The organism is Alteromonas sp. LMIT006, assembly GCF_024300645.1.
Lineage (GTDB): Bacteria > Pseudomonadota > Gammaproteobacteria > Enterobacterales > Alteromonadaceae > Opacimonas > Opacimonas immobilis.
This window is the reverse complement of the sequence record NZ_CP101291.1, coordinates 1,211,621-1,225,929: the sequence shown is the minus strand read 5'-3', so window position 1 is coordinate 1,225,929 and position 14,309 is coordinate 1,211,621. Positions and strand designations below refer to the sequence as shown.

Here is a 14,309-nt window from a genome sequence, read left to right as displayed (position 1 = left end):
AAATTTAGTTATTTGCGGTAAACATAAGGGAGGGGATCAATTTGTTTACCTTGTTTTATTATTTCGTAGTGAACGTGTGCGCCTGTCGAACGCCCCGTATTACCAATGGTAGCAATACGGTGTCCTTTTGTTACCACTTCCCCGACGACAACGTTTAAGCTCTGATTGTGCCCGTATCGAGTGACTAATCCATTACCGTGATTAATTTCGACCAAATTTCCATAGCCAAACCGCTCACCTGACCAAGTCACTACGCCAGCGGCAGTCGCGATAACTGGATCGCCTTCATTCCCTGCAAAATCAATTCCTTTGTGCATGGCTTGCTTCCCTGTAAAGGGGTCATCCCGCATTCCATAATAGGAAGATAACCAACCGGTTTGTATTGGCCGACCGGTTATACGTTGTTGAATATCTATATGGGTGTTGTTAAAGACATTTTCAAGGATCGCTAGTTGCTTAATTTGATCGTCTAATTGGCGTTGTAGAGCTTGCAAAGAACCACTCACCGATGGCTCAAATTCTAGTTCTGGAACGGGTATAGGGATATCGATAAGTTTGACATTCATTGCTTTGGCAATGTCTATCTGCTGTAAAGAAAGCAGAGATAACTGTGCTTGCATTGCCGAGATGTGCTGTAGTAGGGCATTTTGTTCAATGTCAGATTGCTCAATGACTTGCTCTAACATGCTTTGCTGTGCCAGCAAACCCTGTTTGACTAAACTCACTTGATTGGCGTGTTCTGTAGTAATTTGGGTAGAACGCGAGGACACAATAAACACTAAACTGGCCATTACAAAACAGACCAAAACACGTCGAATCGACAAGTCTGTTCGATAACGTTTACCGCTGTGTTCTAGTTGAAGTTGCAAGCGCATATGTGTTGTTTAAAAGATATTCAAACAGCGATTTTAACTGAATCGCTATGGAATTCAAGCAGACGATGGCGCTAAATAGTGGCAAGTACCGGATTAATATATTGAATCGGTACATCACCAGCTTCGTATGTCACAAACTCCCATGCCGATTTGTCGTTGATCACAGCATTGAGAAGCTTGTTATTAAGGCCATGCCCCGTCTTGTAAGCTTTGAGCATGCCAATGATGCTGTAACCACCTAAATACAGATCACCGACGGCATCAAGGATTTTGTGTTTTAAAAACTCATCACTGTAGCGCAGTCCCTCAGGATTCAGGACCCGATATTCGTCGAGCGCTACAGCATTATTCATACTGCCGCCTAAAGCTAAGTCCATCGCATTCATGGTTTCAAGATCACGCATGAAACCAAAGGTCCTTGCACGAGATACATGGTCAATGTAGGAGTCAGAACTAAAATCTAATTCCATATGTTGACGAGTTTGGCTGATTACTGGATGGTCAAAATCAATTCTAAAATCAACTTTAAAACCATTGTACGGAAGTAATTCTGCCCACTTATCACCTTCTTCAACTCGAACCGGCTTAATCAAGCGCAAAAACTGCTTAGGTGCATTGAGCTCTTCAATCCCTGCCGATTGTAGTAAAAAGATAAATGGACTCGCACTGCCATCCATAATAGGGAGTTCATGACTGTTTACTTCTACGATAATATTATCAATGCCAAGCCCAGCTAGAGCAGAAACAAGGTGTTCAACGGTATGAATTGCCACGCCATCAGAGTTACTCACACAAGTACATAGCACTGTGTCCTTAACTGCGTCTGCACGGGAAGGTATATCAACGTGTGGAGACAAATCAATACGACGGAAAATAATCCCAGTATTAGCGGGAGCGGGGCGCAGTGTCATCGTGACCTTGTTGCCCTTATGCAAGCCAATACCGGTTTCTTGAACCGCATGTTTGATTGTACGTTGTTTAATCATAGTAAACCCTTGAAAACTGGTGGTATATTATATGGTCGTACCAGTTAACAGTCAATCATAATTCAATCAGATGAATTAATCTGCCTGACGACGTAAAAACGCTGGAATATCCAAATACTCCTCAGCGTCTTTTTCTGGAGTCGTATCAGGTGCTGGTGCAGCAGCATGAGACGCTCCAACAACAACAGATTTGGCCACCTGTGGCGAAGTTGGTACCACTGAAATATCTGGCTTTTCAGTACCAATCCCGGTTGCAACGACTGTTACGCGCACTTCGTCAGTCATATCCATGTCGATAACCGTACCAACGACTACCGTGGCGTTTTCTGAGGCAAAAGCTTTTACTGCGTTACCTACAGTTTCATACTCGTCGATCGCAAAATCAGGACCTGCGGTGATATTTACCAAAATACCTTTCGCACCAGTTAAATCGATATCTTCTAGCAACGGACAGGCAATTGCTTGGCTTGCGGCTTCTTCAGCACGGTCTTCACCTGTAGCGGAACCTGTACCCATCATTGCCGTCCCCATTTCTGACATCACTGTCTTAACGTCTGCGAAGTCAACATTGACCAGACCTTCAGTCGTGATCAATTCCGCAATACCTCTTACTGAGCCCAATAGTACGTCATTAGCAGCTTCAAAGGCTTTTAATAACGGAGTACCTTTGCCCAAAACTTTTAAGAGTTTTTCATTCGGAATGGTAATGAGTGAATCAACGTGTTTAGCCAGCTCATCGATACCTTGCGAAGCATAGCCGTTACGCTTTTTGCCTTCAAATGGAAATGGACGGGTCACCACTGCAACACTTAAGATCCCCATTTCACGAGCAATCTTAGCAACTTCTGGCGCCGCACCCGTACCGGTGCCACCACCCATACCAGCGGTAATAAATACCATATCAGCACCGTCGATAGCCTGGCGAAGGGTTTCGCGATCTTCGTGTGCCGCTTCACGGCCAATATTTGGATCAGCTCCTGCGCCTAGGCCTTTGGTAACAGCATTACCGATTTGCAAGATTGTATCTGCATTAGATTTTTTTAGGACTTGAGCATCTGTATTAACTGCGATGAACTCAACACCTTCAATTTTATTTTTGACCATGTGTTCAACGGCATTACCGCCGCCACCACCTACGCCAATGACTTTAATCACCGCTTCGGTACTATCGTCTTCAATTAATTCAAACATATTTCTGCTCTCCAATATATTTTCACTATTATATATTATTATTTTTTAAAATTCGCCTTTAAACCAAGCTTTTATTCGCTGAAAAATCCCTTCTTCTGTATTCCTGATAGGCGATATATTTTCCATCGTTTCTAGCTTTCCGTAATGTAATAAACCGATGACTTGTGCATACGTTGGATCGTTGACATAATCTGTTAACCCTTTGATATTCATTGGCTTACCGATTCGCACTGGTAAACTGAAAATGCTCTCAGCTAATTCTAAGGCACCCGGCATTTTGCTGGTACCACCAGTCAATACAACACCCGCAGCAACCTGTTCGAATAATCCGCTATCTCTAATGTGTTCATAAACGAGTTCTAGAATTTCATGGAACCTAGGTTCAATCACTTCCGCCAACGTATGGCGGGACATGCTGCGATCTTCACGTCCACCTACACTCGGTACATTGATCGTTTCTTCCATGCTGACGAGATCTTTGAGCGCACACGCTTGAGATATCTTGATTTGTTCCGCATGATTCAATGGTGTGCGGAATATTTTGGCAATATCATTAGTGATTTGATTGCCACCAATCGGGATCACCGCTGAATATCTCACGCACGCATCAGCATAGATAGTTATATCAACTGTCCCTGCCCCGATATCGACTAGACAGACACCGAGCTCTTTTTCGTCTTCGGTAAGTATAGAGTGGCTTGAGGCTAACGCTGAGAAAACGGTACTGTCGATACTAATACCACATCGGTCGGTACACTTGATAAAATTCTTAGCCATATCATCTGCACAGGTAATAATATGAACATTTGCTTCCATCCGTACACCAGACATACCTAACGGATTTTTAACGTTCTCTTGAACATCAACACTGTACTCTTGTGGCAACACATGCAAGATCCTACGATCTGCAGGAATGGGCACCGAACGCGCAGCATGTATAACATTCACAATATCATCCTGGGTCACTTCATTATGATTTATTGGCACCATACCGTGTTCATTTTGACAACCAATATGCCGTCCAGAAATACCTAAAATAGCAGATGAAACACGACAATCAGCCATTAACTCCATCTCTTCTACAGCCCGTTTTAACGCGTCAGAGACTAGGTTTAGATCGTTCACACCGCCTTTATCCATCCCTTTTACAAGGTGATTGCCGACACCCAATACATTGATATCACCATCATCTAGCACTTCACCTAATACAGCTTTAATACTGTGTGTACCAATATCTAATCCAACAAGCAAACCTGAAGTCTCGATTTTTGCCATGTGCGCAATCTTCCTATTTAAACCATTCGTTAAATCGATGTAGTCTTTTCTACGAAACGTACTGCTGCACCTGTGTCGTAGCGTAGATCAACATACTCTATCGATTTATTTTGTTCTAATAACAGCGGGTACAAATTCACAAACCGTTGTACTCGCTCAATAAAATCTTGTCGCCCTAAATTAATTCTGATGCCGTTTTTAAGCTCAACTTGCCAAGCAAAACGCTCAGTCAACAACAAACTATCTATCACCAAATCATGTTGAGTCAATAAACTGGACATCGCCTTAAGCCCTGTTAATGCAGTTTGTTCAGCACCATTAGGGCCATACATACTCGGTAATTTTGCCAGCTGAATATTTCCACTAAAGGCACTGCCTTCAGAATTGATTAACTGATCACCATTCCAATTCGCCACTGGAATCTGCTCAACGACAAATACCTGCAACGTATCTGGCCATTTTTTTCTGACCGAAGCCTGATATACCCAAGGTTGTTCCAATAAGCTCTCATAAATGGCATTGACATCTAAAGCAAAAAAACTCCCGGTATGGGATTCACGAATAAATTCAACTAAAGTCTCTCGCTGAACGTATTCCGTTTTTCCTAGAATTTGTATATGTCGCACTGGCACTTTTTGCGCATCCAACATCCAGCTGCGCAAGCTCATACCACCAACAGCAAAACTAACCAATACACCGGTTAAAAAAATCAAACTCACCCAGCGTTCATAACTTATTGATGAGTCTTGATCTACGCTGGTCATTACCGCACCGTTTGCATTATTTTGAGCACCAAGTTTGGAAAATCTATTCCTGCTTGACGCGCTGCCTTTGGTACCAAGCTTTTGGTTGTCATGCCTGGTACTGTATTGACCTCAAGTAATAAAAATTGCCCCGTCTCATCGCGCATCACATCAACTCGTCCCCATCCAGTTGCAGAAACACTGCGAAATGCATCGAGACAGAGGGTCGCTAATTGCTGCTCCTCGTCATCGGTGAGACCGCTGGGACAAAAATATTCAGTTGTATTATCTTGATATTTGGCAGCATAATCATAAAACACGTGTGGCGTAACCATGCGGATGCTCGGAAGCGCAACGTCATCCAAAATCGCGACTGTATATTCTTGTCCAGTCACATACGCTTCGAGTAACACCTCATTATCAAGTTCTAATGCAGTATTCACTGCTGCAATTAATTCTGCACTATTTTGAACTTTTGCCATGCCGATACTGGAACCCTCATGACTCGGTTTGACCATGATATTATGCGTAAATTCACATAAAATTTTGTTCGCTTCAGCTTCTTGTAAAGGCGAGTTTACCCGCACAAAATTCGGCGTTGGCAACTGTCTTGCCACCCAAACCTCTTTGGTATGGATCTTATCCATAGCCAATGCTGAACCAAGTACACCAGACCCTGTATAAGGTATTTCTAAATACTCTAATGCACCTTGAATGGTGCCATCTTCGCCCCCACGGCCATGCAATATAATAAACGCCAGATCAATATTCATTGCTTGTAGTTCAGAGAGTGGTTGCTCCGCTGGGTCAAACATTACATGTTCAATTTTTAAGGTTGATAACGCTTCGCACACTGCACGTCCCGATGCTAAAGAAACGTCTCTTTCAGCTGACTTGCCACCCATCAAAACAGCTACTTTCATGTGACTACTTCCTCTAAAACTGAACATATATTGTCAACTGAATTCGGTGATGCAAACGTTTTTGCTTTACGTCCCATTTGCATTGTGAATGTCGGATCGTTTAATAAATTTTGTAATACAGTGCCTAAGTCCTGGATATTAGATTGCAATAACGTTGTACTAGCACCTGCCAAAGTAAGACTTTGTGCATTTTGGTATTGATGGTTGTCAACAGCATGTGGATAAGGGACAAAAATCGCCACTCTTCCAGCTGCGGCTACTTCGGCTACCGTTAACGCACCCGCTCGACAAATTACAATATCGTGTTCGGCAAATGCATTTGACATCTCGTCTATAAATTCACACACCGTCACATCTGGCATATTAGCATAAGCCTTGGTTACGGCCTCAACGTTATTTTTACCCGTTTGATGGGTTACTTTACCGACCTTTAGATTGCGTAAAATGCTCGGCACTTCGGTATTGAGCACCTGTGCACCTAAGCTACCACCAACAATGAGAATATTATTTTGCAAAGGTGTCTGTAGCGGTGGGATTTGCCAAAAATCTTCACGTACTGGATTACCAACATAGCGGTACCTGGATGAACCGAAGTCAAAGCCTGTTAACGTATGTTTAGCTATTCTACTCAACCATCGATTTGTCATTCCAAACACCGCATTTTGTTCATGTAACACCAGCGGTAAACCATATAAATATCCTGCAACACCGCCTGGCCCGCTTGCGTATCCGCCCATTCCCAACATGACATCTGGTTTGACTTTACAGATTATTCGAAAGGCTTGCCAGACTGATCTTATGAGCATAAAAGGGGCAGCCACAGCCCGTAATAGTCCATTTCCTCTAAGCCCTTTAACTACTATAGGGTAGAAGGGAATATCGTGTTTGGGGACAATCTTCGCTTCCATTCGATCAGCCGTACCTAACCAAGCGATTTCCCAATTTTTTTTGGCTAAAGCATCTGCAACAGCTAAAGCGGGGAAAATATGGCCCCCAGTACCGCCAGCCATGATCAGTAACTTAGGCATCAGATACCTCGTCATCATTTTGATCGTGCGGTTCTGTTTGCTTTTGTTTTAGCTGTTTGTGCTTCGCACGATACGTAGAACGATATTCAAAATCGATTCTGACCAAGAGTGCCACCGCAATGGCCATAATAATTAAACTTGAACCACCATAGCTCACCAATGGTAAGGTTAACCCCTTGGTGGGCAACATACCTGCACTGGCACCAACATTGACCAGCGTCTGAAAACTAAACCATATCCCTATCGCATAGGCGAGGTAACCGTGATAGGGGAGTTGAGTTTGCAAGCATTTGTTACCGAGGCGCATGGCTTTAAAGACAAGTACAAAAATCAAAAGCAACAACGACATGAGACCGATATAACCAAGTTCCTCGGCGAGTATTGCCACAATAAAATCGGTATGTGCCTCGGGTAAGAAACTCAATTTTTGCAAACTATTGCCCAACCCTTGACCAAACCAGTCTCCTCGGCCATAAGCCATCAGTGACTGTGTCAGTTGGTAGCCTGAACCAAATGGATCGGCCCAAGGATCGAGAAACGCTTCAATTCGACGCATTCGATATTCTTTGGAAATGATCATTAGTACTATGAATACCAAGCCTGAGCAGACTAAAAAAACAAAGTTTATGACTTTTGCGCCGCCTAAAAACATCACCGCAAAGGTGGTTACGAATAAGACAATAATCGTGCCTAGATCCGGCTGTAAACCTAATAAGAAAGCGAGAATGCTCAACATAACTACTGGTTTTAATATGCCTCGCCATGTCTCTTGGATTTGTTCATTTCGCCGCACGAGATAACTGGCAAAAAACGCAAAAAAGAACAATTTTGCCGGCTCTGCTGCTTGGATATTAATTGGACCAATTCGGATCCAACGAGTTGCACCATTGACATTGTGCCCAATAAACAAAACCGCAACCAACAGGGCCAACGCCGCAAATAACAATATAGCGCTGTGTTTATGCCATTGGGCAACGGGAATAGTTAATGTGATCATACCTGCAATGATGGCGAGCGTGGCAAAGACCAAATGCCGAATAATAAAAAAGTAAGGATTATTGTATTTAGCGATCCCTTCAGGCATGGACGCAGATGCAACGATGACGATGCCCAAGAACATTAAGATGGCGGCAACGAGCAAAATTCCACGATCATATTCAACAGTGGGATGCTCATCATATTGTTCTTGAAACATCTGGCGCAAACTGAGTTGCATGTTATCCTCGGTAATACATTTTCATAGATTCTTTATCGGAGTTTTAAGGTTGCCAATCCGACCAAGACCAAAATCAACGATATAATCCAAAAGCGCACAATGACTTTTGGCTCAGGCCACCCTTTTAACTCAAAATGGTGATGAATCGGTGCCATGCGGAATACTCTTTTGCCGCGTAATTTAAATGACGCGACTTGAATAATGACCGACAGCGTTTCGATCACAAAAATTCCGCCCATAATCACCAGAACGATTTCTTGTCTCACTAGCACGGCGATTATGCCCAGAGTGCCACCTAAAGCGAGTGAACCAACGTCCCCCATAAATACCGATGCTGGGTAGGCGTTAAACCATAAAAATCCAAGTCCCGCACCAAATATAGCTGCACATATAATCACTAATTCACTGGCTTGGGGAATGTATGGGATATGCAAGTACTCCGAAAAATTTATGTTACCTGTAGCGTAAGCCATTATTGCTAGGGCGCCTGCAACCAAGATAGTCGGTACAATGGCTAATCCATCTAGCCCATCTGTTAAATTAACAGCATTACTGCTGCCAACTACGGTGAAGTAAACCAACACAATAAACATCAAACCTAACTGAGGCATAACGTCTTTGAAAAACGGGACAACTAACGCCGTTTGTTCTGGCAAAGTGGTGTTAGCGTATAAATACACGGCGACTGCAAGTGCTATAACGGTCTGCCAAAAATACTTCCATCGCGCAATCAGCCCCTTGGGATCTTTGCGCACCACTTTGCGATAATCATCAACAAAACCCACTGCACCGTAACCAAGTAATATCGTCAGTGTTATCCAGACATATTCATTACTAAGATCTGCCCATAACAAAACGCTAACACAGATCGTTGCCAGAATCAGTACCCCACCCATTGTTGGAGTACCCATTTTTTGTAAATGTGTTTCGGGTCCGTCATCGCGAACCGTCTGTCCAATTTGCAGTCGTTGCAAGGCCTTGATCATTTTCGGCCCAATCAGGATAGAAGCGATTAATGCAGTAAGAGCGGCTAAAATAGAACGCAGCGTCAAATAGTTCAGAACACTGAAGCCGACGTCTAATTGCATCAACCACTCACTTAACCATATCAGCATGCGATTGCCCCATACTGCCTAGTCAACTTTCCCACAGGTGAGTCCTCCATAGCTTTGACCACACGTTCCATGCCTGAGGAGCGTGATCCTTTGACCAGAATCGTAATGTCATCATCTAGATGCATTACCGTTTGATAAAGTGAGTCAACTAGCTGGTCAATGTCACTAAAATGACTACCTTGACCATCAAATACTGTGCTTGCAGATTGACTTAAAACCCCAAGCGTAAACAAATAATCGATGCCACAGTCTTTTGCATATTGTCCAACTTGCTCGTGATATTGACGCGATTTGTCGCCTAATTCAGCCATATCCCCTAACACCAATATCCGTATTCCCTGATACGCGGACAACAAATCAATTGCGGCATTCACCGAAGCGACATTGGCATTGTAAGAGTCGTCAATCAGGCGCACTTGCTCGGATAGCTGTTTAACGGTAAGTCGTCCACCGACGTTGGTCATTTTAGCTAAGCCGTCGCGAACATTTTCCAAACTCGCGCCAACATTAATTGCCAGCGCTGCTGCTAATAAAGCATTGCCAACATTGTGTAAACCTGGCTGAGTGAGTTGTATATTCATTTCACCTACGGGTGTATGCATAATGAAATGCGCACAACCATCAAACGCTAACCCAACTTGTGAAGCAGTGTAATCTGCTCCCTCACCTGGCGCGTCCTTAATTGAGAAGGAATAATTTAATTCGTTATCTAATTTGCCTTTCCAAAAATCATAAAATTGATCGTCATGATTGAGCAATGCAACACCATCTTTTGCCAAACCTTTGAATATTTCCCCTTTCGCTCTAGCCACACCAAAGACACTGCCAAACCCTTCAAGATGTGAAGGCGCAGCATTGACGATCGTTGCCACATCAGGTTTTACCAAACTGGTGGTATAAGCGATCTCGCCCATGTGGTTTGCCCCCATCTCAATCACGGCAAATTCATGTTGCTCCTCTAAACGAAGCAAAGTAAGAGGTACACCAATATGGTTGTTAAAATTACCATTTGTGGATAAAACAGCCCCGCATTCTTGTAATATGGCCGTGGTCATTTCTTTTACTGTGGTTTTACCGCTACTGCCTGTTATCCCAATGGTTTTTGGGGATACTTTGCGTTTCACCATGGCACCAAACTGGCCAAGTGCAATATTGGTATCATCGACCAGTAGTTCTGGAATACCTGCGTCGGTAGGCTCACTTACGATAACCGCTACCGCTCCCTTTTGACGCGCTTCCTTGACAAACGCATGTCCATTAAAATTGGGCCCGACTAAAGCTACAAAGCAATCTCCAGGCTGAATTGAACGGGTATCAGTACTCACTCCAGATATTGTGATATCACCTAAGCCTTCAGAAAACTCCCCATAAATTTTGGCAGAAAGACAAGCAACGACTTCGTGAATTTTTACATTAACCATTATTCTTTACTCTTGTACAGGGTTTGAGGTATGGGCTAAATGACGCATGCTTTTGCTGTCATCTGGCGCAACATTGAGCAATTGCAATGCACCACTCATAATATTACTAAAGACCGGAGCAGCTGTATCTCCTGCGTAATAAAGATCACCACTGGGTTCATTGATCAGTACTACCACCACAAGCTGAGGGTCTGATACAGGCGCAAGGCCAGCAAAAATGTTGACATACTCTTCTCCGTAGCCACCGGCAACTGCTTTTCGCGAGGTACCGGTTTTGCCAGCAACGCGATATCCTTTAACTGATGCCTTTACACCGGAACCGTTTTCTTGAGTCACACTCTCCATTAATTCAATGACATATTGAGTATTGGCTTGGCTAAAGGCGCGTTCTTCATCACGCATAAAGCCATCTTTTACAATTCTGAGGTCTCGTTTTATTCCACCATTGGCTAAAGTGGTGTACATTTTTGCCAGTTGCGCAGTCGTTACCGATATACCATACCCAAATGATAAAGTTGCTAACTCAAAATCAGACCATCGGCTGCGTTCGTGAAAAATACCGTGGCTTTCACCAAGTAAGTTCATTCCCGTTTCCGTCATCAACCCCATGTTATAATACGTATCTAACAGGAATTCTTTTTGCACAGAAAGGGCCAGTTTTGATGTGCCCATATTGCTCGATTTTTGAATAATGGTGCGCAAATCAATTTCGCCTAGATTTTTTGGATCGCCAACCCGTGAACCACCTAAACGCATCCAGCCTGGATGAGTATCAATCGTATCACCTCGTTCAACCGAGCCAAATTCAAGGGCACTCAATACCGCTAAAGGTTTTAGCACTGAGCCCGGTTCAAACGCATCTGTCACGACGCGATTGCGTACCCGATGAGAACCAATGTTACTGCGATTATTGGGATTAAATGATGGCCCGTTTACGAGCGCTAATACTTCTGATGTCTCAACATCAACAACGATGGCTGAGGCTGAGTAGGCTTGATACAAGGTCAGTGCTTTTTTGATTTCTCGATACGCCAGTGCTTGGATACGTTGATCAATCGTTAATGTGATATCCTTAGCTTTCTCGCCTTCTCGCTCTGTGATGATTTCAACCTGGCGTCCACGACCATCACGGCGAATGGTTCTTGATGAAGGCTTGCCAGTCAGATGGTCATCATATAAGTATTCAATGCCTTCTATGCCCTCATCATCCACATTAGTGAACCCTAATACGTGAGCACTTACTTCTCCGGCTGGATAGTAGCGTCTTGACTCATTACGCAATGACACACCAGGTATATCTAACTCCTCAACGTATTCGGCCATAGCTGGAGAGACTTGACGTTGCAAATAAACAAAGCGTCGTTTGGGATTACTGACTCGGCTAATTAAACTGTCTTTATCGATATTTAGTACTTTAGCAAGTGCTTCCCAGCGTCGAGTGTCAGCCAAAGCGCCTTTTTCTGCAATGATTTTCGGATCGGCATATACTGCTCGTACGGGTATACTTACGGCTAACTCCTCACCGTGACGGTCAGTGATTAACCCTCGGTGAGCTGGCATATTACGCACCCGCTTAGTACGTGAGTCGCCTTGTTTTATCAGTTGGTCAGGTTCAATGATTTGGATATAGGCGGCGCGTGTACCCAATCCAGCAAACACCATCACTAAACCAAACATTACGACAAAATAACGCCAAGATTGAAAAGTTGGACGAACTTTTTTCTTGGCTTGGGTCCGTTTGACTGGTTTACTCGTCATAATGCTACTCAATTTTTACCACAATCTCATCTGTCGCAGAAGGACGATGCATATTCAATTTAGAATCAACCAATGCTTCAATTCGATTGTGCTCAGTCAACGCACTTTGCTCCAATATCAGATGACGCCATTCAACATCTAACTCATCTTGTTCCACCATGAGAGCTTCAAGATCTCTTGATACATTGCGGTTGGCGTCGGTACTCAAAATAATACCGAAAGCACTGAGTAACACACAGAGCACCAATAAAATTCTTAGTTTTTGCTCAAACAAGTCATTTAATACAGAGCTAAGTAATTGCATTTGAAACATCACAACTTCTCCGCAATACGCAACACAGCACTGCGCGAGCGAGTGTTGTGAGCAAGTTCTGCTTCGCTTGCTTTTATGGCGCGTCCGACTAAACGGAGGACTTTATCCGCATCGATCTCAGCTTGAGTAATGGGTAAATTAGCAGGGACATTTTTGCCCTTTGACTGCTCTTTCATGAAGCGCTTGACTAAACGATCTTCTAACGAATGAAAGCTAATAACCGCTAGGCGTCCACCTGGTTTTAACATAGCTACCGCTGCTTTAAGTCCTTCTCTTACTTGCTCAAGTTCACTATTGAGATACATGCGAATGGCTTGAAAAGTTCTCGTGGCAGGATGTTTATGCTTATCCTTAACCGGCATCGCATCAGTCACGATTTGTGCCAACTGCAGAGTATGGGTAATCGGTGTATGAGTTCGAGTTTGAACGATCGCATGCGCGATGCGCTTACCGAACTTCTCTTCACCAAATTCTTTTATTACTTGACTGATGTCTTGCTCATCCGCAGTGGCAAGCCACTCCGCTGCGGTTACCCCTTTTGAGGTGTCCATTCGCATATCCAATGGACCGTCTCGCATAAAACTGAAACCGCGTTCAGCTTCATCTAATTGGGGCGATGAGACACCAAGATCCATCAATATTCCATCGACTTTACCATGATATTCTTGGATCTCAGAGACGTCTGCCATCGCAGCGAACTCGCTGTGAATGATCTTAAAATTGGGTTCTGAAAAATGGTGATGAGCATACTCAATCGCACTCGGGTCGCGATCAAATGCAATCAATTGACCTGCAGTATTTAAGGCATTCAGAATTCCGCGACTGTGTCCTCCACGACCAAAGGTCGCATCAATATAAATTCCTTCTGAACCAATCGCCAATGCCTCAAGACATTCGTGATAAAGCACTGATGAATGAATATGCTGGCTCATATCGAAAAATCCTGTAAGCGTTCAGTCAATTCAAAATCACCGCTTTGTTCCATAGCGATATCTGCTTCAATCTGCTTATGCCAACGTTCAGCGTCCCAAATTTCAAATTTGTTGAATTGGCCAACAAGCATAATTTCTTTTTCTAAATGGGCATGTTGTCTTAGTGGGGATGACAGTAAAAATCGTCCATTGCGGTCGATTTCGCCTTCAGTGGCATAGCCCAAAAGCAAACGTCTGATGCGACGTTCATGTGGATTCGTGGTGGAAAGTTTGGAAATCTTGAGTTCGATGTCTTCCCATTCTGGAAGTGGGTAAAGTAGCAAGCAGCTTTGTTGTGTATCAACCGTACACACTAGCTGACCGTGACAATCATCCAACAAAGATTGACGATAACGCGTTGGTATCGTGACCCTGCCCTTGCTGTCGAGATTAATTGCACTAGCGCCGCGGAACATTCCTCAGACCCTTTTCTACTTATGATTATTGAGACTTTTTTAAAAGTGACGCTTGTTTCAATTAGGAGTTTTGTTATT

At 43.6% G+C, this 14,309-nt stretch carries 14 protein-coding genes; all 14 read right to left on the bottom strand.

Annotation, left to right across the window (positions count from 1 at the left end; all coding sequences use genetic code 11):
• Positions 1 to 8: 8 nt before the first annotated feature.
• On the bottom strand, positions 9 to 875 hold the full coding sequence (locus NLG07_RS05730) for a M23 family metallopeptidase (RefSeq protein ID WP_254856737.1): 867 nt from the start codon (positions 873 to 875) through the stop codon (positions 9 to 11).
• Positions 876 to 946: 71 nt separating this feature from the next.
• Positions 947 to 1,861, bottom strand: coding sequence for a UDP-3-O-acyl-N-acetylglucosamine deacetylase (gene lpxC / locus NLG07_RS05725; protein ID WP_254856736.1), 915 nt, complete (start codon positions 1,859 to 1,861; stop codon positions 947 to 949).
• Positions 1,862 to 1,936: 75 nt separating this feature from the next.
• The gene (ftsZ, locus tag NLG07_RS05720) at positions 1,937 to 3,052 is read right to left on the bottom strand and encodes a cell division protein FtsZ (protein WP_254856735.1); all 1,116 of its coding nucleotides are present in this window, start codon (positions 3,050 to 3,052) and stop codon (positions 1,937 to 1,939) included.
• 45 nt (positions 3,053 to 3,097) lie between these two features.
• Positions 3,098 to 4,327: a cell division protein FtsA gene (gene ftsA, locus NLG07_RS05715; RefSeq protein ID WP_254856734.1), complete on the bottom strand. Its 1,230-nt coding sequence runs from the start codon at positions 4,325 to 4,327 to the stop codon at positions 3,098 to 3,100.
• A gap of 29 nt (positions 4,328 to 4,356) precedes the next feature.
• A complete protein-coding gene (locus NLG07_RS05710; protein WP_254856733.1) occupies positions 4,357 to 5,091 on the bottom strand; it encodes a cell division protein FtsQ/DivIB in 735 nt (244 codons plus the stop codon).
• Positions 5,091 to 5,993 carry a D-alanine--D-alanine ligase gene (locus NLG07_RS05705; protein WP_254856732.1) on the bottom strand — a complete coding sequence of 301 codons (903 nt, stop codon included), beginning with the start codon at positions 5,991 to 5,993 and terminating at the stop codon, positions 5,091 to 5,093. The genes NLG07_RS05710 and NLG07_RS05705 overlap by 1 nt, the downstream gene beginning before the upstream one ends.
• On the bottom strand, positions 5,990 to 7,021 hold the full coding sequence (gene murG, locus NLG07_RS05700; protein ID WP_368501293.1) for an undecaprenyldiphospho-muramoylpentapeptide beta-N-acetylglucosaminyltransferase: 1,032 nt from the start codon (positions 7,019 to 7,021) through the stop codon (positions 5,990 to 5,992). Before murG ends, NLG07_RS05705 begins: the two co-directional genes overlap by 4 nt.
• Positions 7,014 to 8,237 (bottom strand): putative lipid II flippase FtsW, encoded by a 1,224-nt coding sequence (gene ftsW, locus NLG07_RS05695; RefSeq protein ID WP_254856731.1) that lies wholly within the window; start codon positions 8,235 to 8,237, stop codon positions 7,014 to 7,016. The genes murG and ftsW overlap by 8 nt, the downstream gene beginning before the upstream one ends.
• Positions 8,238 to 8,269: 32 nt before the next feature.
• On the bottom strand, positions 8,270 to 9,352 hold the full coding sequence (mraY, locus tag NLG07_RS05690; RefSeq protein WP_254856730.1) for a phospho-N-acetylmuramoyl-pentapeptide-transferase: 1,083 nt from the start codon (positions 9,350 to 9,352) through the stop codon (positions 8,270 to 8,272).
• A complete protein-coding gene (gene murF / locus NLG07_RS05685; RefSeq protein WP_254856729.1) occupies positions 9,346 to 10,773 on the bottom strand; it encodes a UDP-N-acetylmuramoyl-tripeptide--D-alanyl-D-alanine ligase in 1,428 nt (475 codons plus the stop codon). Before murF ends, mraY begins: the two co-directional genes overlap by 7 nt.
• 6 nt (positions 10,774 to 10,779) lie before the next feature.
• Positions 10,780 to 12,531 carry a penicillin-binding transpeptidase domain-containing protein gene (locus tag NLG07_RS05680; RefSeq protein WP_254856728.1) on the bottom strand — a complete coding sequence of 584 codons (1,752 nt, stop codon included), beginning with the start codon at positions 12,529 to 12,531 and terminating at the stop codon, positions 10,780 to 10,782.
• A 4-nt stretch (positions 12,532 to 12,535) separates the two neighbouring features.
• Complete coding sequence (ftsL, locus tag NLG07_RS05675; protein ID WP_254856727.1) at positions 12,536 to 12,844, bottom strand: cell division protein FtsL; 309 nt, start codon at positions 12,842 to 12,844, stop codon at positions 12,536 to 12,538.
• Entirely contained in the window at positions 12,844 to 13,776 is a 933-nt protein-coding gene (gene rsmH, locus NLG07_RS05670; RefSeq protein WP_254856726.1) for a 16S rRNA (cytosine(1402)-N(4))-methyltransferase RsmH, read from the bottom strand. The genes ftsL and rsmH overlap by 1 nt, the downstream gene beginning before the upstream one ends.
• Positions 13,773 to 14,231, bottom strand: a complete 459-nt coding sequence (mraZ, locus tag NLG07_RS05665) for a division/cell wall cluster transcriptional repressor MraZ (RefSeq protein WP_254856725.1) — start codon at positions 14,229 to 14,231, stop codon at positions 13,773 to 13,775. The genes rsmH and mraZ overlap by 4 nt, the downstream gene beginning before the upstream one ends.
• Positions 14,232 to 14,309: the final 78 nt, after the last annotated feature.